The sequence below is a fragment of the Phenylobacterium sp. genome (genome assembly GCF_036963605.1).
Taxonomy (GTDB): Bacteria; Pseudomonadota; Alphaproteobacteria; order Caulobacterales; family Caulobacteraceae; genus Phenylobacterium.
Genome location: NZ_JBALUY010000027.1, coordinates 1 through 21,263 on the forward strand (window position 1 = coordinate 1; position 21,263 = coordinate 21,263).

Genomic DNA, 21,263 nt, shown 5'->3' on the forward strand with positions numbered 1-21,263 from the left:
CTCTGGGCGCCCGCAGGCGCGGCCCCCGCCAGCAGGAACAGACCCAATCCCAGGATCAGGCCAAGCAGGGTCTTTTGCGGCGCCATCTCGGCCTCCAAACTCAGTACAACGGACCCTGCAAATTTCACGCCGAGACGCCCCCGATCGGGAGGCGCCCGCCGCGATTGTCTCGAAGCGAGACAGAACCGGCCTGGTCCGAATCCTTCTGCAAGCCCCATGCGGCCGCGTTTGGCCGCGACTGGAGCCGCGCAGCGATGTCGATGTGCCATCCAAACACGGAACGGTTGATAGACTATTGGCAAAGCCGGGCGCTGGACGGCGCGCCGCCGCCCCGCACGTCAATCAGTCCCGCCGATTTCGCCGACCTTCTGCCGCAGGTGGTCATGCTGGGCCGGGTCTGTTCGGGCATCTATCCGATCCGCCTGGCCGGCGCCCTGATCGGCGAGCTGCACCAGCGCGACCTGCGCCAGCAGAATGCGCTCTCCCTGTTCGGCGCCCAGGACCGAATGGACCTGCAGACCGCGCTCGAAATGGCGCGTCGCCGGCCTGAACCCATCGTCGTCACCGCCAAGGCTCATGCCGAGGGCGTGGCCATAGGCATGGAAATTCTCTTTGCGCCCCTGGCCGGTCCGGAAAACGGGCCTGACCGCTTCCTCTGCCTCTATCAGCCCCTGACCTTGGTCGCCCGACTCAAGGGCCAGCCGCTCCTGAGCTTCTCCCTGGTGGATATACGCAAGGGCGGCGCCGCCAACGAGGCCGCCCCGCGGCTGCGGCTTGCCGCCATCGACGGCCGCCGGATCGCCTAGCCTGAGAAGGCCTTCCAGAGCAGCTGGGCGCCGACGGCGATCATCAGGACATAGATGGCGGTATAGAACCGCTCTGGCTTGATCCGCCGCACCAGCCAGACACCGGCCAGGGTCGAGCCGATCGCCACGGGAGTCAGGGCCGCAGCCGTCATCAGGTTTTCGGATGTAAACTGGCCGAGCGCCAGATAGGCCGGAACTTTCAGCCAGTTGATCACCGCAAAGAAGATCGCTGTGGTGCCCACCAGGACGGCCGGCGGCAGGCCCTTGGGCAGCACCCACATCTGAAAGGGTGGCTGGCCGGCATGGGCGATCTGACTGGTGAAGCCTGAGGCGACGCCCAACAGGGCGCCGAGGGCGACGGGCGCATTCGAAGGGGCCTGGATCCGCCCGCCCCGGGCCAGCCAGAGGCGATGGATGGCGAAGACGATGCTGATGGCGCCCAACACCGCCAGGATGGTGGTGGCCGACACCTGCGCGGCCAGCAAATAGCCCAGGGCGATGCCGACGGCGGCCGAGGGGATCATGAGGACGAGAATGGACCTGTCCCAGCTGCGCCGGAAGGCCCAGACGCCCACCACGTCCTGGACGATGAGCACCGGCAACAGGATGGCGGCCGCCTTCACCGGCGAAATCACCAGGGCCATCAGCGGCAGGGCCACCGCGCCCACGCCGGCGAACCCACCCTTAGCCAAGCCCAGCAGGATCACCGCCGGGATGGCCAGGGCGTAGAAGACCGGATCGCTCAACACGCCGACGCCCTCGTCAAGGTCGGGCGTCCGCCAGCTCGGGCCGCCGGACGCTGACGATGCGGAGCTCCCGCTCGCGACCTTCTCGATCGGGCCACTGGATGGACTGGCCCGGACGCAGGCCAAGCAGGCCCGCACCCACCGGCGTGAGGATCGACACCCGGCCGGCGCTGATGTCGGCGTCTGCGGGATAGACCAAGGTCACCGTTCGGGTCTCTCCGTGGGATAGATCGACGAATTCGACCTCGGCGCCCATGCCGGCGATGTCGGCCGGCGTGTCCGGCCGCACATCGGCGCGATCGATCTCCTGCAGCAGAAGATCGGCGACCTTGGGGGCTCGCGCCCGGGCGCCGAGGGCTAGATCTGTGATGCGCTCGGCGTCGGTTTCGCTGAGGGTGATGGCGGGCCGCTGGGCGGCGCTGTCAGAGGCGGACATATCGGTGAATCCGGAAGCAGAAATGGAGCATGAGACCGGGTCGGCCTGATGCTCGCCCCGGGGGTTAGGGATGGCGCATTGTCCCCGAGCCTGGCTGACGCGCAGCACATGCTCGGGGCTCGGAGCCTGCCGCCAGGTCCTTCCCTCGAATCCGGATTCTCTGCGTGCGCGCGCTCGCCATGCGATCAGCAAGCCCCCAAGCACGGGGGAAGTCAATCTGCCCCCTCAGGCCGCCGCGCTCGCGCTATCCAGCACCTTCAGATCATCGGCGCTCAGCTTGAGCCGCGCCGATCCCATCAGCTCGTCCAGCTGGCTAACGCTGGTGGCGCTGGCGATGGGGCCGGTGAGGCCGGGCTGGGCCATCACCCAGGCCAGGGCCACCTGGGCCGGCGTGGCGGCGTGTGCCCCGGCCACCTGGTCCAGGGCGGCCAGGATCTTCTTCATGCCGCGCTCATCCATGTACTTCTTGGCGCCCCGCCCCCTGGGGCTCTTGGCCAGGTCCTCTTCGGAGCGGTACTTGCCGGTGAGGAAGCCGCTGGCCAGGCCGTAATAGGGAATGACGCCAACCTCCTCGGCGATGCAGAGCTGCTGCAGGCCCGCCTCGAAGCCCGCCCGGTCATAGAGATTGTAAAGCGGCTGTTCACTCTCATAACGCGGCGCGCCGATAGACTTGGAGATCTCCAGGGCCGACTTCAGCCGCTCCGGCGTGAAGTTTGACGAGCCGATCACCCGCACCTTGCCGGCCTTGACCAATCGCTCGTAGGCCCGGGCGGTTTCGTCCTGGGGGGTGTCGGGGTCGTCGCGATGGGATTGGTAGAGGTCGATATAGTCGGTCTGCAGCCGCTTGAGGGAGGCCTCCACCGCCTGCTCGATGTACTGGCCCGACAGGCCCTTCATCCCCTCCCCCATCTCCGAACCGACCTTGGTGGCCAGCACGATGCGGTCGCGACGACCACCCTGGGCGATCCAGTTTCCAATGACGGTCTCGGACGCCCCGGCGCCGGCAGGCGACCAGCGGGAATAGACGTCGGCAGTGTCGACGGCGTTGAACCCGCCGTCGACAAAGGCGTCGAGGATGGCGAATGAGGCCTTCTCATCGGCCGTCCAGCCGAAGACGTTCGTGCCCAGCACCAGCGGGGCCACCATGAGGTCGGAACGTCCCAGTCTGCGCAGCTCCATGAGCGGCCTCCCTTTTTTGATCAGGCGGCCTTCTGGCCGTCCTCGTAAACCGGCGCCTCCTCGGCCGGCAGGGCCGGGCGCCCGAGGATCATATCCGAAGCCTTCTCCGCGATCATGATGGTTGGCGCATTTGTGTTGCCCCCCACCAGGGTCGGCATCACCGAGGCGTCAATGACCCGCAGGCCGGCAAGCCCGCGGACCTTCAGCTCGCCATCGACCACGGCCATGGGATCGTCGGCCGCGCCCATCTTGCAGGTGCCCACCGGGTGATAGATCGTCTCGGAGGTCTTGCGGATCCAGGCGTCGATCTCGGCGTCGGTCTGCACCGCCTCGCCGGGCGAAAACTCCGCCCCGCGATAGGGGTCCAGCGGGGTCTGGGCCGCCACATGGCGCATCATCTTGACGCCCTCGCGGATCGCCCGGCGGTCTTCTTCGGTGGCCAGGTAGTTGGCGAAGATGGCCGGGTTGTCCATGGGATCAGCGGAGCGCAGACCCACTCGGCCGCGGCTTTCGGGGCGCAGCTGGCAGACGTGGAAGGTGAAGCCGTCCTTGGCCACCGAGACCTTGCCGTGGTCCTGCATGATGGCCAGCACGCAGTGGATCTGCAGGTCCGGCCGGTCGAGATCGGGGCGCGAGCGCAGGAAGGCGCCCGATTCCAGAAACTGCTGGCGACCGGGGCCCTTGTTGAAGAACATGTAGTTCATGCCCACGCCCAGCGTCTTGATCAGACCCTTGCGCATCGAATAGGCGGTGATCGGCAGCGGACATTCCCAGGACAGGGTCACGTCCAGGTGGTCCTGCAGATTGGCGCCGACCCCCTTCAGCTCATGCACCACCGGGATGCCGTGGGCGGCCAGCGCCTCGGAATCGCCGACGCCCGACAGCTGCAGGATCTGTGGCGACTGCACGGCGCCGGCACAGAGCAGAACCTCGGCGTTGGCATGGACGATGGTCTTGGCCTTGGTCTTGTCGTCCATGTACTCGACGCCGACGGCGCGCCCGTCCTCGATGACGATTCGAGTGGTGCGCGCGCCGGTGAGACAGGTCAGGTTCGGGCGCTTCAAGGCCGGATGCAGATAGCCCTTGGCCGCGCTCCACCGCTGGCCATCATGAACGGTCAGCTGATAGGGCCCCCAACCTTCCTGCTGGAAGCCGTTGAAATCCTTGGTGATGGGGTGACCGGCCTGACGGCCGGCCTCGACGGTGGCGGCATAGATCGGATTCTTGGACGAGGCCTTGGAGACCTTCAGCGGCCCATCGCCGCCGTGCCAGGCGTCGCCGCCACCTTCCAATGCTTCGGAGCGTTTGAAGTAAGGCAGAACCTCGGCATAGGACCAGCCGGTCAGGCCCATCTGACGCCACTGGTCGTAGTCCCGGGCGTGGCCGCGGATGTAGATCATGCCGTTGATCGAGGACGATCCGCCCCAGCCCCGGCCCCGGGGCCACCACAGCTTGCGATCCTCCAGGTTCGGCTCGGGCTCAGTCCAGAAGCCCCAGTTGTAGGGCCCCTCCTTGCCGATCAGTCCGCCGACGCCGGCGGGCATCTTGACCATGATGGAGTTGTCACGGCCGCCGGCCTCCAGCAGCAGGACCTTGGTGGTGGGGTTTTCGCTCAGCCGGTTGGCGAGCACGCAGCCGGCCGAGCCGGCGCCGATGATGATGTAGTCGTAGCGGTCCATGTGACCGGCCTCCCCTGAAACTCACGCCGGGCTGACTGCCCGTTCTCTTGAATTGCTGGCCCTAACGGCCCTTCCATTGCGGCGGTCGCTTCTGGGCGAAGGCCATCGGACCTTCCTTGAAGTCTTCCGACCTGAGCATGGCCGATGTCGCCGGATAGCGCATCTGGCCCGCCATGGCGGCCGCAAGGCTCGTCTCGTCCAGCCCCTTGTAGACCGCCTCTTTCGAGGCGCGGATGGACATGGGCGACAGCTCGCAGATCTGCGCCGCCCAGCGGCGCGCGGCGTCCATCAGCTCAGCGGCCGGGACCACCTCATTGACGAAGCCCAGTTCACGCCCCTCGGCGGCGGGCACGCGCCGGCCGGTGAGGATCATGCCCATGGCCTGCTTCTGGCCGATCTGCCGCGGCAGGCGGTGCAGGCCGCCAGCCAGGGCCGCCAGGCCGACCCGGGGCTCGGGCAGGGCGAAGGTGGCGGTTTCGGCGGCGATGATCAGGTCGCAGGCGAGCGCGATCTCGAAGCCGCCGCCCATGGCCACGCCATTGACGGCGGCGATCAGCGGCTTGGAGAGATCGAAACGCTCGGTCAGGCCAGCGAAGCCCGAGGGCGGCAGACCCATGCCGCCGCCGCCCGCCTGATGCTTGAGGTCGTTGCCGGCGGAAAAGGCGCGCTCGCCGGCCCCGGTGACGATGCCCACCCACTGGTCGGGATCGGCGGCGAAGGCGTCGAAGGCCTCGTGCAGTTCGGCGTGCGCAGGCGCATGAAGCGCGTTCATGACCTCGGGGCGGTTCAGCGTGATCACCGTCACCGGCCCATCCCGCTCCACCTTGATGAACTCATAGGCCATGGCGCGCTCCCTTATATCTTTCTCAGACCTTCCCTTGGGCGCCCTTGCGTCCGTCAAGCCTTACCGCGGCGCACGGTGGGGGCCGAACATGACGAAGGCGCTGCCGCCTGAGCGCCAACGCCTTCGGTTTGCTCCAGATAGGCCGCCTGGCGCTAGTCGGCTTCGCGTTCGAACGCCGCGGTGATCTTCAGCTTCACCTCGTCCGACACCACCGGCGCCGCATAGCCGAGGTTGAAGTCGCTGCGCTTGATGGTCGAGGTCGCAGTGAAGCCGACCGTCTGGGCCTTGCTCATCGGGTTGGCGCCAGCGCCCATCAGCTGGGCGTCCAGCACCACGGGCTTGGTGACGCCCTTCAGGGTCAGGTCGCCGGTGATCTTGGCCTTGGTTCCGTCAACCACCACCGAGGTCGAGACGAAGCGGCCCGCGGGGTACTTTTCCACCTCGAAGAAATCGGCCGAGGCCAGGTGGGTGGCGAAGTCGCTGGAGGTCACCGTCAGGCCGGACAGCGGAATGTCGATGGCCAGCTTCGCCCCCGCAGGATTGGCCGGATCGAGGGTGAGCGTGCCGCTCATCTCGCCAAACATCCCGTAGAGGGTGGAGAAGCCCATATGATCCACCGACCAGACGGCCTGGGTGTGGTGCGGATCGACCTTGTAGGTCCCGGCCGCGACGCGGGCGACTTCGGGCTGGCCGGGCATTTCCGGCGCCTGGGCGAAGGCCGGGGTCGCCAGCAGAATGGCCGCTGCCGCGGCGATGGGGGAAAATCTCATGATGGACCTCGCTGGTTCGCCCGCCCTCGTAGAGGCGAGCCGGTTCAAGCCAGCGGGACCTTAGCGGGGATCAGGCCCAGGTCCATGGCGATTGCGCCCGGACGCCCCCCGCCCCCTTTAGTTAGACCGCCCGCAATTCCCGATGATAGCGCTTCCAGTTTTCCACATAGTGGTGCGCCGAGGCGGTGAGGATGCGCGCCTGACCTTCGGAGACTTCGCGGACCACCTTGCCCGGCGCGCCCATGACCAGGCTGTTGTCCGGAATCTCCTTGCCCTCGGTGATCAGGCAGTTGGCGCCGATCAGGCAGTTCTTCCCGATCTTCGCCCCGTTCAGGATGATCGAGCCGATGCCGACCAGGGAGTTGTCGCCGATCGTACAGCCATGCAGCATCACCATATGGCCGACCGTGACGTCCTTGCCGATGGTCAGCGGCGAGCCGGCGTCGGTGTGCAGAACAGACCCGTCCTGAATATTGGAATTTTCCCCGATCAGGATGGGGTCATTGTCGCCGCGAAGGATCGCGCCGAACCAGACTGACGCATTCGTCTTGAGAATCACGTTGCCCATTACCGCCGCGGTGGGCGCGATCCAGTATTCGCCCTCTGGCGGCAGCTCGGGAGCCACCTCGCCCAAGTTATAGACAGCCATCCGTGTACCTCATGTCTTATTTAAAACGTCGCACTTCAGCCTTGGTTAATCACGCTAGCATCATAGTTGCGATGCGATTCGAAGCGATCATACCGCTCTCGGGTCGTCGCCGGGCCGGCTTCCGGCCCGCAGGTTCGAGTTGGACGGAGTGCATGGCGCTGCGTTTGTGGTCCTGGCGGGGTCTCCCCGCAACCGATGTCCCGGCCATGGTCGGGCACGCGCCGCCCCCCGGGCGCGCCGTCGGCCCTTCTTCCGACTTTTCGTCCTCCCCAAGGGGCGGTCCACGCAGGACTCGCCCCTTTTTCATGCCCCTATGGAGGCTTTGATGACCAAGCGAGCCCTGAAGCGACAGCTGCGCGAAGGCGCCTTCGACGCTGAGCAGTTCGATGATTCAAAAATCCGCCGGCTGCCCATCGAACGCGGCTGGTCTCCCCTCGGCCTGGCCGAGGAAGGGCGTGAGCAGGGCTATCTGAAGACGATCAAAGCCAAGTCGCCGGGCCAGGAGGAACTGATCGCCGCCATCGACGCCAAGAACCTGGTCCTGGCTCTGGGGCCAGCCGGCACAGGCAAGACCTATCTGGCTATCGCCAAGGCCGTTGAAGCCCTCGAGGCGGGCCGCGTAGGCCGCATCGTCCTGTCACGGCCGGCCGTGGAGGCCGGCGAATCCATCGGCTTCCTGCCCGGTGAAATGGAGGACAAGCTCGCCCCCTATCTCCGCCCCCTCTACGACGCTCTCTCCGACCGTCTATCGATGAAGCGGGTCCGCTCGCTGATGGCCGAGGGCGCCATCGAGATCGCGCCGGTGGGCTTCATGCGCGGCCGCACCCTGAACAACGCCTTCGTGGTCATCGATGAGGCGCAGAACTGCACCTATGTGCAGCTCAAGATGCTGCTCACCCGCCTGGGGTGGCACTCCACCATGGTGGTCACCGGCGATCCGGCTCAGTCCGACCTGCTGCCCGAACTCTCCGGCCTGGGGCCAGTGGCCGAGAAACTGGACACCGTCGGCAATATCGCCGTAGTCCGCCTGAAGGACCGCGACATCGTCCGCCACCCCCTCGTCGCCGAGATGCTGGGCGTGCTCTGAAGCACGGTAGGGCCGGGCGGAAACTCCGAGCCGCCCGGCCCTACCTGTTCAGCGCCGCCGCCAGGCCGGTCTTGAGAAAGGCGAGCGCCGCCTCCCGGGTGGTTTCCGGCGGACGGCCCACCAGCTCGGCAAGCGAGCGGCCGATCAGGCCGACCCCCATGGCCAGCGAGACGGCCACCAGGATCAGATTGGTGGCCCGTTCCGGATCGAGGCCCTTCTGGGCCATGGGTCCGGAGATCACTTCCTCGACGGCTTCACGCACCAGGGTCAGGCGGCGGGTCTCGCCGGTCAGTTCCAGCCAGGCGGCCAAGCGGGCGCCGCCGGCGGACTCAAAGGCGTCGAACAGGACCTGACCGACGCCCTCCAGCTGAGCCTCGGGATCCTCGGGGCGCTCGGCCTCCAGCACACGGGCCACCAATTGGCGGATCATGGCCTCGGCCAGCGCGGTCTGAACGCCGTCGATGGAGCCGAAGTGGTGCAGAACCGTGGCATGGGAGACGCCGGCGCCCTGGGCCACCTCCACCAGCTTCAAACCCTGCGGCCCCCGCTCCAGCAGCAGGCGCTCGGCCGACTGCAGGATGTTCTCACGGGCCGCCTCCGGCGACCGGCGAACGCGGCGAACGGGCTCTATTGACATTTTGTTGGTAACTCTAGTTTGGAGGCAGGACAAGCCGCAGGGGACCAAGGCCCCCTGTTCCACAGGATCACGCCATGACGCGCAAGACCACGCCAGCCGATGTCGAGGTGAGCCCCCGCGACATCCATTTCGACGCCAGCCTCACCAATTCCGGCCATTGGCTGGACGGCGATCCGGTCGCCACGGCGGTGTTCAACGCCCTGTCGCTGACCTTTCCCGATGGCGAGCGGCTGTTCATGGACGCGGTGCGCCATTATCGCGACCATGTTTCGGGCAAGCTCGCAGAGGACGTCCGCGGCTTCATCGCCCAGGAGGCGATCCACTCGCGTGAGCACCACAGCCTCAACCAGCTGATCGACCGGGACCGCTATCCCGTGGCCGAGATCGAGGCCCAGGTGCGCGAGCGGGTGGCCTTCAGCCGCGGGCGCGGGCCTATGGCCATGCTCATCTCAACCATCTCGCTGGAGCACTTCACCGCCATGATGGCCGAGGTGCATATCCGCCATCAGGACGAGCTGTTCCAGAAGACCGATCCGGCCATCGAACGGCTCTGGCGCTGGCATGCCCTTGAGGAGACCGAGCACAAGGCCGTCGCCTTTGACGTCTTCATGGCCGCCACCAAGGACTGGTCGCCCTTCCTGCGCTATCGCCGCCGCTGCATCGCCATGGCGCTGATCACGCTGATGTTCACCCGCAACATCACCCGCTATGCCGCCCGCCTGCTGGAGGCCGACGGCTATAGCCCTGAGGCGGCGCTCAAGGCGGTCAAGAAGTTCGTCTGGGTCAAGCCGGGCCTCTTCCGCCGAGGCTGGAAGACCTATCTCGCCTGGTATCTGCCGGGCTTCCACCCCTGGGATCAGACCTCGACCTCGCCGACGCTTGCGGCCTGGAAGGCGGAATTCGACGCCGCGGCCCTCCAGCCGGCCTGACGACCGGCGTCCGCCAAGGCCAGCCCGGAACGGTCCTACGCTTGCGCCGTTACCCGGGACACGAACCGAACGCCCTGGCGGCGCGGGTCCGGTGGGCCGCCGTCAGCCTTCGGGCGCACATGGCAGGGAGCAGGCGATGGTCGATCTGAACAGATCAGGGAACGAGAAGAAGAAGGGCGTCCCGCCCCTCGTCTGGATCATCTTAGCGATCGTGATCGGCTGGATCGCCTTCAGCTTCCTCGTCCGCGGCGAAGGGGGCGGTCCCGATGATAATGGGGACATGCTCCAGCCCCGGCCCGACACCACCTATATGCCGGCGGCCCCCGCCCGGGACGAGGCGCCGGCGACCGAAGGCCGGGCCATCACCACGCCTGAGGACAACTGACCGTTCCGGCTCCGCCTTACAGGGCGGCCGCCACCCGCTTCACGGCCGAGACGATCTCGCCGTTGTGGCGATGGGAGAGAATGGTGGCATGGCCGGCTTCGGGGACGGCGGCATAGCTCCCGGCGACCGAGGCTTCCACCGGCGCAAGCCGGGCGGCGGCCCAGGCGCTGTCGCTGATGCGCGCCGACTCACCGGCCGTGACCACCGCGACCGGCCAGGCTGGATCGAGCCGTCCTGCGGCGCGGGTCATCGCCGCGCTCTCCAGCCAATGGGCGGCTTCGTTGGCGGCGTTGCGCGCATGACGCCCCGAGACGAACGCGGCCTGTTTTTCGCGCACGGCCGGCCCGCTAAGCCCAATGCGGTCGCCCAGGAAGAAGAGGGGCTTGGCCAGACCGGCGCTGGTGAGCCCCGCCACAGCCTGCGACAGGCGTCCAAAGGTGTCGACGAAGCGCCGCACCATGGAAATCTCCACCGCCTCAGGGGTTGCGGCGTCCACCAGCACAATGCCGGCCACGCGCTCGGGGTGGCGCACGGCGAACAGCCGGACGTGCTGCCCACCCATGGAATGGCCGACCAGGATCGCTGGCCGCGTCACGCCCGCCTCGGCCATCAGGCGCTCCAGGTCGGTCACGATCGCGGCGCTGTCCCGCGGCCGGGGGCCGGGGTCTGAAAATCCGAGGCCGGCCCGGTCGTAGGCGCAGGCGCGGAACCCCTCCTGCGCCAGGGCGGCCTGTAGGTCGGCGAAGTCGGCGGAAAACCCGAAGGCGCCAGCTTCGAGCCAGACCAGAGGCCCGGACTCCGGTCCCTCGCAGACCAGACGAAGGCGGCGCTCGCCGATGCTGACCATCTCGCCGCGCAGGGTCTTTGGCGCGAAGGCGGCCTCAAGGACCAGGCCGATCCCGATCCAGGCCACAAGGATCGCGCCCAGTCCCAGGACGATGAGTTTCAACATGATGAGGCGCCCTGGCGGAGAGAAGGCTTCCCCCTTAGCCCTGGGGCTCAGGCGGCGGAACCCTCAAGTTCCGTGCGCCGAGCTTCCTGGGGCGACAGGTTCCGCTCGATAGTTTGGAGGAAGGCGGACGGCTGAATGGGCTTGGAGACGAAATCGTCCATGCCGGCGGCGAAACAGGCGTCCTGATCGGACTGCATGGCGTTGGCCGTCATGGCGATGATCGGGGTCCGGCTGGCAGGCCCCTCGATCTGTCGAATGCGCCGCGTCGCCTCCAGGCCGTCCATCACCGGCATCTGCATGTCCATCAGGATCAGGTCGTAGGCCTCTGGTTCGGCCTCGACGACGGCGACGGCCAGGGCGCCATTCACCACACAATCCACCTGGCAGCCCACTTCGCTCAGGAGGGTCTTGGTCAGGAGGGTGTTGATCTCGTTGTCCTCGACCAGGAGAATCCGCGCGGCAGGCGCGCCATCTTCTGGGGTCGGCGCAGCGATCGGCTCGAGCAAGGCAGGCGCCGGCGACGGAGGGCGGGACGTGAGCGCCATGCGACCCAGGCATTCGGTCAGGACATGATGGCGAACCGGCTTGGTCAGGAAGGCGTCCAGAGCCGGCCAGCTCTCCAGTTCGTTGCGGCTGGGAGCGCCCATGGATGAGGCCATGACGATGCGGGGTTGATCGGCGCCGCCGGTCTCTCGAACGGCCCGGGCCACCTCGTCCCCCGCCATGCCGGGCATCATGTGGTCGAGCAGCAGGATGTCGAAGGGCGCGCCGGCGGTCCTGGCCTTGGCCATGAGTTCCAGCGCCTGATGGCCGCCCTCCGCCTCGCCGATGAGCGCGCCTTCCGCCTCAAGTTGGCGGCGGAAAATATGCCGGTTGAGGTCGATATCATCGATCACCAGGATCCGCACCCCCTTAAGGGCGCAGGGCTGGGCGGCCGTCGCCTGCGCAACCGCCGCGGGAGTCAGGTCGAGCTCGAACCAGAAGACGCAACCGCCACCGGGCCGGTCCGCGACGCCGATGCGCCCCCCCATCAACTCGACCAGTTGCCGACAGATGGAGAGCCCCAGGCCTGTGCCCCCGTATTTGCGTGTGATGGAGCCGTCGGCCTGATGGAATTTCTGGAAAAGACCTGCCTTGGCCTCCCGGCTAAGACCAGGACCCGTATCGGCGATTTCGAAACGGAGGCGTCTGCCCCCTTGGGGAAGGTCGTCGGACTTGACCTCGATGGCCACGAAGCCGCGCTCGGTGAACTTCACGGCGTTGGCGGCTAGGTTCAGGAGGATCTGGCGCAGGCGGGTAGGGTCGCCGGTGAACCCCCCTTGCGCGCCGTCGTCCAGATAGCAGGCGATCTCCAGGCTCTTCTCGGCCGCCCGAGGCGCCAGCAATTCGGCGACATCCTCCACCAGGTCGGTGAGATCGAAATCGATCGCCTCCAGATCGACCTTGCCGGCTTCCAGCTTGGAGACATCGAGGATGTCATTGATGATCGCCAGCAGGCTCTCGGCCGAGCTTTGCACCGCCTCGGCGAACTTGCGCTGTTCAGGCGCCAGCGCGCTGCGCAGAAGAAGCGAGTTCATGCCGATCACCCCATTCATGGGCGTGCGGATCTCATGGCTCATATTGGCTAGGAATTCGCTCTTGGCGCGGTTGGCCGCTTCGGCGTCGTCCCGCGCCCGGGCCATTTCGGCCTCCGCCGCCTTGCGGGCGGTGATGTTCTGCAAGGCCCCGACGAGGCGGAGCGGCCGGCCGCCTTCGTCGGTGATCAGCTCAGACGTAGAATAGGCCCAGACCTCCTGCCCGTCATCGCGCGCCACCCGATACTCGACGCGGTAGGGCTCCCCCGTCTCCCGGTGGCGCTCCCACGCCGCCTGGGCCATGGCTCGGTCGTCCGGGTGCACCGAGACCCAGACATTGCGATAAAGGTCCTCATAGGTGAGGCGCTGGTTGAAGAAGGTGTCCTCGGCCCCGATGCTCAGCAGTTGGCGCGACTTGTAGTCCAGCTCATAGACGTGGATCTCTGAGAGCTCCGTGGCCAGGCGCATGCGCCCTTCGGAGCGCTGCGCCCTGTCCAGGGCTTCCACCAGATCGGATATGTCCTGGGATATGAACAGAAGGCCGCCAATCTCCCCCTGCGGATCGCGCCACGGCGTGACCTCCACCCGGGCCCAGATATGGCGGCCGTCGGCGGTCGCAAACCGGATGCGGTCGGCCTTCAGGGTCTCACCTTCGAGGCAGGCCTCAATACGCTGGCCCCAGCGCGCGGCGACATCGGGTAGGAGCTCGGCCACCGGCCGACCAACGACGTCCTGGCCGACCAGCCCGAGCTCCTGGCTCCATCGGGGGCTGGCGTGCATCAACCTCAGATCGCGATCCGTAACGGCCATGGCCACGGGCGCCGAGGCCATCAAGTTGAGCAGGAGCTGTTCGGCGGCGTCCGCTTCGGCCCGCGACTGGTTCTGGCGGCTGGCGGCATAGAGCCGCTCGGCCGTGGTCGCCACACCATCGGCCAGATCGGCGAGGACCTCCGCCAGAATTGAATCATGCGGGCGCGATGGCGCAAAAACGGTCAGACGGCCACGAAGGCCCGCGGCGGTGAAACGAACCGGAGCGCTGACCGCCAGATCAGCGCCCACGAGGCCCAGTTCCGCGTTCCGCCTTTTCGAAACCGACCATAGGGGCTCAGCGAACAGGACCTCGGGCCCAGCGTCCAGCACCAGCTGGAGAACACCGTCCTCCCCGCAGCGAAACGCATCGTCCCCGTCGTGCAGGACGATCTCCACGGAATCAGCGGTGAAATGCGCCCGGGCCGCCTGCGCCATCCGCCGAAGGGTTGGACGCAGCGCTTCGGCGTCGAACTTTGGTCCGACACCGGCGCCCCAAAGCTGCATAGTTCCAAACATTCGAAACCCACCCAGAACGCGTCCGGGAGAGATTCAACCTGAGGGAGTTAACGACCCGTCAAGCGCTACTTGGATGAGCTTGTTCAGCCTAATTTAAAGGCGCCGCCGATGGCGAGACCTCAGGGCAGATCCTCAGCGAGGATCGCCATTTCGAACATGAAGGAGCCGTCCTCGTCCTCGTCCTCGAAGACCACGCCGATGAACTCGTCGGCGATATAGACCTCGGCGGAGTCCTTCTGCTTGGGGCGCGGAACCAGGGTGATCCTGGCGTTGGCGAAGGTGCCGCGCAGGTGGCCTTCGACTTTACGCATGGCGCGTTCGTCCACGGGGGGCTCCTTTGGAATCTGAAGAGGCCGCGAACCTAGACGTTCGCGGCCTCCTGTTAAACCTCGACCGACCGATTTTGCGTCAGATGACGTAGTCGTACACAGCCTCGGCCAGGGTATGGTCCATGCTGCGGGCCGGTTCGTCGCAGGTCGGACAGTTGACCAGCCGCGCCGGGACCCCGGCCGCCGTGCAGTGGGCGGGCACCGGCTTCAACACCACAGACCCTGAAGCCACCTTGGCGTAATCGCCGATGGTGATGTTGCCCAGCACCTTGGCGCCGGCGCCCAGCAGGACGCCGCGACCGATCTTGGGATGGCGATCGCCGCGCTCGGCGCCTGTGCCGCCCAGAGTCACGCCTTGAAGCAAGGAGACGTCGTCGCCGATCACGGCGGTCTCGCCGATGACGATGCCGGTGCCGTGGTCGATGAAGACGCCCGAGCCGATGCGGGTGGCCGGGTGGATGTCCACCTGGAAGATCTCGGACATGCGGCTCTGCAGATAGAAGGCCATGGTGTCGCGGCCCTGGCTCCACAGCCAGTGAGCCACCCGCTGAGTCTGCAGGGCGAGGAAGCCCTTGAAGAACAGGAAGGGCTGCACATAGCCCTTGCAGGCCGGGTCGCGCTCGAACACGGCCTTGAGGTCCGCCTCTGCGATCTCCACCAGTTCCGGGGCGGCGGCATAGGCCTGCTCGGCGATGTCGCGCAGGCTCATGGCCCGCAGCTCCTGGTCGCCGAGCTTTCGCGCCAGCTGATAGGACAGGGCGTCGCCCAGGGTATGATGGCTGAGGATCACGGCGTTCAACAAGGAGGCCAGCGCCGCCTCGTCGCGGGCGGCGCGCTCGGCCTCGTTGCGCAGGGCCGCCCATACCGGCGGGGCGTGGCCCGGATCGATGACTTCCAGCCTTGCGGCGTCTTCGCGGCCCATGGGCTCTCTCCCTAGCTCAGCACCCGACGCGCCAGCGCCGGAGGCAAGGCCCCTTCCTGGGCCATATGGTAGACCCGAAGCAGCATCGCCACGGTCAACATATCCAACATATGACCTGAAAGCGCAGTTTCCAGCACTTCGCGAAAAGGCGCCCTGACGATCGCCAGGTCTTCGGTCTCGTCCGGCGCCACCGGAACGGGGGTCAGATCGGTGGCCAGGAAGCCCACCGCACGTTCATCGGTGACGGAGTTGGAAAGCTGGGCGCGCAACACTTCGCGCCAGGTCTCAGCCGCCAGACCGACCTCTTCACGCAGCTCGCGCCGGGCGCCCTCGAGGGGATCTTCCCCCAAAGGGCCGCCCCCTTCCGGGATTTCCCAGCTGTAGTCGCTGTGCGGAAAACGATTCTGCCCCACCAGGGTGACGGTCCCGTCCTCATGCAGAGGCAGAACCGCCAGGGCGAGGTTCTTGAACCTGACCACCCCATAGGGGGCCGTGATCCCGGTGGGCGCGGTGGCGGCATACTCGTCGACGGCGATCCATGGGTTTTCATAGACACGCCGGGGGGCGTCTGCGCGCCATGGACGACCATAGGGCTGGAGCCAGGATGGTTTTTGCGACATATTCTCAACTAGAATGACGGGCTATGCTGATGGCGGCGATAGAATCGCGCCCATGTCTACGAAAAGGAACGCCTTGACCCACGCTCTCCCTGCGCCCTCCCCGCTTGGAACCCCCATGCCGATCACCGCCAGCCCGGAGGTCCTGGACTTCCTGGCGAGCCGGCGTTCGGCCTCGGCCCTGACTCTGACCTCGCCCGGCCCCGAGGCTGGCGAACTCGACATGCTCCTGCGCCTGGCCAGTCGCGTGCCCGACCATGGCAAGCTGACGCCCTGGCGGATGATCGTCCTTGAACCTGCGGCCAAGACCGAATTCGCCGCACGCCTTGAGGCCCTGGCGCTCGGCCGCAATGATGCGAAGGCCGCCGCCAAGCTCGCCAAGCTCAAGACGCCCCCCATGGGCGTGGCGGTGATTTCGCGGCCGCGGCCCTCTGAGATTCCGGAATGGGAGCAACTGCTCTCCTCCGCGGTGGTCTGCGCCAACCTGCTCTATGCGGCCACCGCCATGGGCTACGGCGCCAACTGGATCACCGACTGGTACGCTTATGACCCTGAGGCCATGACGATTCTGGGCCTGGAGGCTGGAGAACGGGTGGCGGGCTATGTGTTGATCGGAACCGCCAAGGAGCCCCCGCTGGAACGCGACCGGCCCGACTGGACGGGCCTCGTCAGCCGTTGGAGCGCCTGAGGTCGGCCGCGGCCGACCGAAGAACGGCTCCTAGAATCACAAAGGCCGGACGGCGCAGATGCACCGCCCGGCCCCAGGTGACACGCCCGAGGAGAGTTGGGCAGTCTCTATATAGCTGATCATCGGCTATCCCGCCAGCGGGCGGCGAATTTGGCTGAAACCCAAAATGGGCCGCCATGACCTGGACGAATCCAGGGGTCGTTTAAGCTTGCAGCCTGCAGGCCCTGATCTTTGACGGGCGCCTCGAACATTGCCGCACCCGGCCGGCAACTCAGATTTCAGCCCCGCCCCCTATAGGCCGCTACGCCTTGGTCCGGCAACCAAAGCCCTTCAGGGGGCGGCCCCGACTGCCAGAATACGTCGATGGGGATGCCGCCGCGTGGGTACCAGTAACCCCCTATGCGCAGCCAGCGCGGCTGAGCCACATCGACGATCCTGCGCCCGATGGCGACCGTGCAGTCCTCATGAAAGGCGCCGTGGTTGCGGAACGACGCCAGATAGAGCTTCAGCGACTTCGACTCGATCAGCCACTGGTCGGGTGCGTAATCGATCACCAGGTGTGCGAAATCCGGCTGGGCGGTCACCGGGCAGAGCGAGGTGAACTCCGGGGCCGTGAAGCGGGCCAGGTACAGGGTGTCGGCCTGCGGGTTGGCCACCCGCTCAAGCACTGCGTCCTCTGGGCTGGCGAAGCCCGCCACGGGCTGGCCGAGCTGGGTCAGGTGGGTCTCTTCCATGGGCGGGCTTTAGCTCTGGTTCGAAACGCGGGCAACCGTGGGCGCGGGGGCGACAGCCGGCGAGCGCCTCGCTAAACCTTCTTCAGATCACATAGGGCGCAGACAATGATCTGCATCACTGGAGGAGGCGTCGATGAGCGGTCAGGATTTCAAGGACTACGTGGTGGTGGTGACCGGCGCCTCAACGGGCCTTGGGCGCGCGATCGCCGTCGAAACCGCCGCCCGCGGAGCCGGTGCGGTGATCGTCAACTATGCCCGCAGCCGTGATGCGGCCGAGGAGACCGGTCGTCTGGTGGAGGCCCGCGGCGCCCGCGCCATCCTGGTTCAGGCCGATGTGAGCGACGACGCCGATTGCCGCAAGATCGCCGCCGCGGCCGAGCCCCTGGGGCGTATCGACGCCCTCTTCAACAACGCCGGCATGACCCGGTTCGCCCCCAACCACGCAGATCTGGACGCCGTTTCGGCCGACGACTTCCTCGACCTCTACCGGGTGAATGTGGTGGGCGCCTACCAGGCCCTGCGCGCCTGTCGCGGCCTGCTGGAGGCCGCGCCCCAGCCCGGCGCCGTCGTCAACACCTCCTCCATCGCCGGGGTCATGGGCATCGGCTCCTCGGTGCCCTATGCCGCGTCGAAAGGCGCGCTGACCACCATGACTCTCTCTCTGGCCCGGGCCCTGGCGCCGAAGATCAGGGTGAATGCGGTCTGCCCCGGCTTCATCGACACGCCCTGGTTCGAGAAGGGTCTGCCGGCGGGGCGGGCCGAGAAGATGCGCGAAGGCGCGGCCGCCTCGACGCCGCTGAAGGCGGCTTCGACCGCCGAAGACGTGGCCGGAGCGACAGTCTTTCTGGCGTCGCCGGCGGCCCGCCACATCACCGGCGAGACTCTGTTGGTCGATGCGGGGACTCACCTGGGGTATGCCCCGCTGGCCATGCGCTAAACCTGTGGCAGAAGCGTGACAGTGCCGCGCCTTTTATTTTGGCGCCGTTTCTGAGGCGTGCCGAATATTTCACCACGGTCTAAGCTCAAGGCTCCGAGGGGCCGACCTCCGTTGATCTGCTCTCCTTCACCATGAGGATGCAGAACATCGGTCGGGCAAGGCCTGATCGGGAACTCAAGGGGATAATAAATGAAAACTCTCAAGCTCACGCTTCTCGCCGCCGCCGCCACCCTCGCCATGGGCGGCGTCGCCGCTGCTCAGGAATCGCCTGTCAGCTTCAATGTCGGCGTTGCGTCCGACTACGTCTTCCGCGGCGTCAGCCAAACCGACGAGAACCCGCAAGTGTTCGGCGGCGTCGATCTCGCCATCGGTGAAATGGGCTATGCGGGCGTGTGGGCCTCCAACGTCGATTTCGGTGACGACACCGCCGCTGAAGTCGACTTCTACGCCGGCGTCACCCCCACCCTGGGTCCGGTGTCGACCGACTTTGCCGCGATCTACTACGCCTATGTCGACGCGCCGTCGGGCTCGGACTACAACTATTGGGAATTCGCCGCCTCGGGCACCGTCCCGGCTGGCCCCGCTGAAATCGGCGCCGCGATCTACTACTCGCCGGAATTCTTCGGCGGCATCGGCGACGCCTTCTACTACGAAGTGAACGCCGCCGCTCCGCTGACCGACATGCTGAGCCTGAGCGGCGCCCTGGGCCGTCAAGAGTTCGACGGCGGCGGTGACTACACCACCTGGAACGTCGGTCTGGGCGTGGCCTTCAACGAGACCATCGGCCTCGACCTTCGCTATCACGACACCGATGAAGACGCCCTGGGCGACATCGGCGAAGGCCGCGTCGTGGCCAGCCTGACCGCCGCCTTCTAAGGCGCGGAAAAGCGACACTTCAGAAAGCCGTCGCCGAAAGGCGGCGGCTTTTCTTATTTCCAACACGATCACGCCCCAAAGCCCTCTCAGGATTTGGCGCACAGCCATCCTTGTCGCAGAGCCTGGGATCACTTCGTCCCCGGATTGAGTTTGGTTGGAGGGGTGGTAAGCCCCGTCTATGTTGTCGGCTCGCAGGGAGTCGTGGAGATCAGCCCATGATGCGGATGGCCTTCCGAGCGCAGACCGTTGTTGTCGATGTCGCCATCGCCGCCCTGGCCTTTCTATGCGCCTATCTTCTCTCGCCCTCGGCCTTGCCTGACCTTGGTTTCGACGGGCGATCGTCTCTCAACATCATCCAACTGACGGCGATCTATGCCGCCTTCGCCGCGGTGTTCACGACCCTGTTCCGGGGCGAGCTTTCCCCGTGGCGCTACGCCTCCATCCCCGACGCCCTAGTCATCGGCCGAATCGCAGCCCTGACTGCGGTCCTCTTCCTCCTGGCCGTCTGGGTGCTGGACCGCGCATCGACCCTGCCCCGTTCAGCCCTGGCCATGGCGGCGGTCTTTCATGTGACCGGATGCCTGGGCCTTCGCGTGCTCCGCCGCGCCATCCACGAGCGCGCCCTGGTCAAGGTCGCGCCGATCCGCTCCAAGACCGGGACACAGGCGCCGGCCCTGTTGCTGATCGGCCCGCCGGCCCTGGCCGACACCTATCTGCGCGACGCCGCCCGCGCCCACGACCGCCGCTATACGCCGGTCGGCATCATTGGCCTGGATCTGCGCGATGTGGGCCAGCAGGTCCGCGGTGTGTGCATCCTGGAGAGCCTTGACCGACTGGACGAGGCCCTGGTCGATCTACGCCGCTGGAACCGCTATCCGCGGGCCGTTCTGTTCCTCGACGAGCCCAGCAAGATCAAGGGGCTCAGCCCCGACCATCTCGGGCGCTTCAAGGCCGAGGGGGTGCGGATGCTGCGCCTGCCCAGCATTGTCGATCTTCGCCATCATGAGGGCGTGGCCCTGATGCCGCTGCGCGATGTCAGCGTCGAAGAGTTGCTGGCGCGGGAGCCTATCGAACTGGACGCCGCGCCCCTGGCCGCCCTGATCCGGGGCCGGCGGGTGCTGATCACCGGCGCCGGCGGCAGCATTGGCGGTGAACTGGCCCGACAGGTGGCCAGTTTCGACTGCGCCCACCTGACCCTGGTCGACAGCTCCGAATCGGCGCTGTTCGCCATCGAGCGGGAAGTCGCCGAAACCTATCCCGGCGTGTCGCGCACCGCCGTCCTCTGTGACGTTCGCCACGCCGGCCGGCTGCAAGGCCACTTCGCCGCCCAGACGCCCGATCTGGTCTTCCATGCCGCCGCGCTCAAGCACGTCTCCATGGTCGAACGCCACCCCTGCGAAGGCGTGCTGACCAATGTGATCGGCACCTGGAACGTGGCGGAGGCCGCCCGCCTCTGCGGGGCGGCCCAGATGGTGCTGATCTCCACCGACAAGGCCGTCGATCCGACCAATGTGATGGGCGCGACCAAGCGGCTCGCCGAAGCGGTCATCCAGGCCCAGCAGACCAATGGAGGTAAGACCCGCTTCGCCGCCGTGCGATTTGGCAATGTCCTGGGTTCGGCCGGCTCGGTGGTGCCGATCTTCAAGTCGCAGATCGAGCGCGGCGGTCCGGTCACACTCACCCATCCGGAGATGACGCGCTTCTTCATGACCATACCGGAGGCCGTTCAGCTGGTGCTGCACGCCACCGCGGCCAGCGCCGAGGACCGAGACGCCCAGGCGCGGCTCTTCATCCTCGACATGGGCCAACCCGTCCGCATCATGGATCTGGCCCGGCAGATGATCGCCCTGTCCGGCCGGACCCTGGGCCAGGATATCGAGATCGAGGTCACCGGCCTGCGGCCCGGCGAGAAGCTCACCGAGACCCTGCTCGACGAGGACGAACAGGCGACGCCTTGCGCGCCCAAGGTGATGCAGGTGGTGTCGAACTCGGCCGTGGGCATCACGCCGGGCCATCTTCAGACCCTCGAAGCTCTGGCCGAGCAGGCCGACGCCGAGGGCGTGCGCACCGCCCTATTCGACCTTGTCGGCCAGGTCCGCGGCCAGCGGCCGGGCGGCGCCCCGCGCCTGAAGGTGGTGGCGGGCGGCTAGGATCAACAGCC

At 66.8% G+C, this 21,263-nt stretch carries 22 protein-coding genes; 8 read left to right on the plus strand and 14 right to left on the minus strand.

The annotated features are described in order from the left end of the window. Positions 1-260: 260 nt before the first annotated feature. Positions 261-806 (plus strand): PAS domain-containing protein, encoded by a 546-nt coding sequence (locus tag V7702_RS06930; RefSeq protein WP_335649410.1) that lies wholly within the window; start codon positions 261-263, stop codon positions 804-806. Here the strand turns inward: V7702_RS06930 and V7702_RS06935 are convergent. The 7 genes from V7702_RS06935 to V7702_RS06965 all read right to left on the minus strand — a co-directional run bounded on the left by V7702_RS06935 (position 803) and on the right by V7702_RS06965 (position 7,109). Then, positions 803-1,555 (minus strand): sulfite exporter TauE/SafE family protein, encoded by a 753-nt coding sequence (locus tag V7702_RS06935; RefSeq protein ID WP_335649411.1) that lies wholly within the window; start codon positions 1,553-1,555, stop codon positions 803-805. The genes V7702_RS06930 and V7702_RS06935 overlap by 4 nt on opposite strands. 13 nt (positions 1,556-1,568) lie before the next feature. Then, complete coding sequence (gene rnk / locus V7702_RS06940) at positions 1,569-1,988, minus strand: nucleoside diphosphate kinase regulator (protein WP_335649412.1); 420 nt, start codon at positions 1,986-1,988, stop codon at positions 1,569-1,571. A gap of 225 nt (positions 1,989-2,213) precedes the next feature. Then, a complete protein-coding gene (locus V7702_RS06945) occupies positions 2,214-3,167 on the minus strand; it encodes an aldo/keto reductase (protein WP_335649413.1) in 954 nt (317 codons plus the stop codon). A 20-nt stretch (positions 3,168-3,187) separates the two neighbouring features. Next, entirely contained in the window at positions 3,188-4,846 is a 1,659-nt protein-coding gene (locus tag V7702_RS06950) for a choline dehydrogenase (RefSeq protein WP_335649414.1), read from the minus strand. A gap of 61 nt (positions 4,847-4,907) precedes the next feature. Next, on the minus strand, positions 4,908-5,690 hold the full coding sequence (locus V7702_RS06955) for an enoyl-CoA hydratase-related protein (protein ID WP_335649415.1): 783 nt from the start codon (positions 5,688-5,690) through the stop codon (positions 4,908-4,910). Between the two features lie 152 nt (positions 5,691-5,842). Next, a complete protein-coding gene (locus V7702_RS06960; protein WP_335649416.1) occupies positions 5,843-6,460 on the minus strand; it encodes a YceI family protein in 618 nt (205 codons plus the stop codon). 121 nt (positions 6,461-6,581) lie between these two features. Further along, positions 6,582-7,109, minus strand: a complete 528-nt coding sequence (locus tag V7702_RS06965) for a gamma carbonic anhydrase family protein (protein WP_335649417.1) — start codon at positions 7,107-7,109, stop codon at positions 6,582-6,584. 313 nt (positions 7,110-7,422) lie between these two features. Here V7702_RS06965 and V7702_RS06970 point away from each other — a divergent pair, with 313 nt between their 5' ends. After that, positions 7,423-8,196: a PhoH family protein gene (locus V7702_RS06970; protein WP_335649418.1), complete on the plus strand. Its 774-nt coding sequence runs from the start codon at positions 7,423-7,425 to the stop codon at positions 8,194-8,196. A gap of 40 nt (positions 8,197-8,236) precedes the next feature. Here the strand turns inward: V7702_RS06970 and V7702_RS06975 are convergent, their stop codons facing one another. After that, positions 8,237-8,833, minus strand: a complete 597-nt coding sequence (locus V7702_RS06975) for a TetR/AcrR family transcriptional regulator (protein ID WP_335649419.1) — start codon at positions 8,831-8,833, stop codon at positions 8,237-8,239. 74 nt (positions 8,834-8,907) lie between these two features. On the opposite strand from V7702_RS06975, the gene V7702_RS06980 reads away from it, so the two are divergent. Together V7702_RS06980 and V7702_RS06985 are read left to right on the plus strand one after the other, a co-directional pair. Continuing rightward, the gene (locus tag V7702_RS06980) at positions 8,908-9,762 is read left to right on the plus strand and encodes a metal-dependent hydrolase (RefSeq protein WP_335649420.1); all 855 of its coding nucleotides are present in this window, start codon (positions 8,908-8,910) and stop codon (positions 9,760-9,762) included. Between the two features lie 136 nt (positions 9,763-9,898). Beyond that, positions 9,899-10,147, plus strand: a complete 249-nt coding sequence (locus V7702_RS06985) for a hypothetical protein (RefSeq protein ID WP_335649421.1) — start codon at positions 9,899-9,901, stop codon at positions 10,145-10,147. A 16-nt stretch (positions 10,148-10,163) separates the two neighbouring features. Here the strand turns inward: V7702_RS06985 and V7702_RS06990 are convergent, their stop codons facing one another. From V7702_RS06990 to V7702_RS07010, 5 genes are all read right to left on the minus strand, one after another. Further along, a complete protein-coding gene (locus V7702_RS06990; protein WP_335649422.1) occupies positions 10,164-11,099 on the minus strand; it encodes an alpha/beta fold hydrolase in 936 nt (311 codons plus the stop codon). A 47-nt stretch (positions 11,100-11,146) separates the two neighbouring features. Next, positions 11,147-13,987 (minus strand): response regulator, encoded by a 2,841-nt coding sequence (locus V7702_RS06995; protein ID WP_335649423.1) that lies wholly within the window; start codon positions 13,985-13,987, stop codon positions 11,147-11,149. A 131-nt stretch (positions 13,988-14,118) separates the two neighbouring features. Further along, positions 14,119-14,310 carry a DUF3126 family protein gene (locus V7702_RS07000; RefSeq protein WP_370868353.1) on the minus strand — a complete coding sequence of 64 codons (192 nt, stop codon included), beginning with the start codon at positions 14,308-14,310 and terminating at the stop codon, positions 14,119-14,121. Positions 14,311-14,407: 97 nt separating this feature from the next. Continuing rightward, entirely contained in the window at positions 14,408-15,250 is an 843-nt protein-coding gene (gene cysE, locus V7702_RS07005; protein ID WP_335649424.1) for a serine O-acetyltransferase, read from the minus strand. Between the two features lie 11 nt (positions 15,251-15,261). Further along, on the minus strand, positions 15,262-15,870 hold the full coding sequence (locus V7702_RS07010; RefSeq protein WP_335649425.1) for an NUDIX hydrolase: 609 nt from the start codon (positions 15,868-15,870) through the stop codon (positions 15,262-15,264). A 115-nt stretch (positions 15,871-15,985) separates the two neighbouring features. On the opposite strand from V7702_RS07010, the gene V7702_RS07015 reads away from it, so the two are divergent. Beyond that, positions 15,986-16,555 (plus strand): nitroreductase family protein, encoded by a 570-nt coding sequence (locus V7702_RS07015; protein WP_335649426.1) that lies wholly within the window; start codon positions 15,986-15,988, stop codon positions 16,553-16,555. A gap of 278 nt (positions 16,556-16,833) precedes the next feature. On the opposite strand, the gene queF is transcribed toward V7702_RS07015, so the two are convergent. Further along, positions 16,834-17,289 carry a preQ(1) synthase gene (queF, locus tag V7702_RS07020; RefSeq protein ID WP_335649427.1) on the minus strand — a complete coding sequence of 152 codons (456 nt, stop codon included), beginning with the start codon at positions 17,287-17,289 and terminating at the stop codon, positions 16,834-16,836. A 133-nt stretch (positions 17,290-17,422) separates the two neighbouring features. On the opposite strand from queF, the gene V7702_RS07025 reads away from it, so the two are divergent. The 3 genes from V7702_RS07025 to V7702_RS07035 all read left to right on the plus strand — a co-directional run bounded on the left by V7702_RS07025 (position 17,423) and on the right by V7702_RS07035 (position 21,252). Next, a complete protein-coding gene (locus tag V7702_RS07025) occupies positions 17,423-18,226 on the plus strand; it encodes an SDR family NAD(P)-dependent oxidoreductase (protein WP_335649428.1) in 804 nt (267 codons plus the stop codon). Positions 18,227-18,415: 189 nt separating this feature from the next. After that, positions 18,416-19,102: a TorF family putative porin gene (locus V7702_RS07030; RefSeq protein ID WP_335649429.1), complete on the plus strand. Its 687-nt coding sequence runs from the start codon at positions 18,416-18,418 to the stop codon at positions 19,100-19,102. 215 nt (positions 19,103-19,317) lie between these two features. Next, positions 19,318-21,252 (plus strand): polysaccharide biosynthesis protein, encoded by a 1,935-nt coding sequence (locus tag V7702_RS07035; RefSeq protein ID WP_335649430.1) that lies wholly within the window; start codon positions 19,318-19,320, stop codon positions 21,250-21,252. The last annotated feature ends 11 nt before the right edge of the window (positions 21,253-21,263 follow it).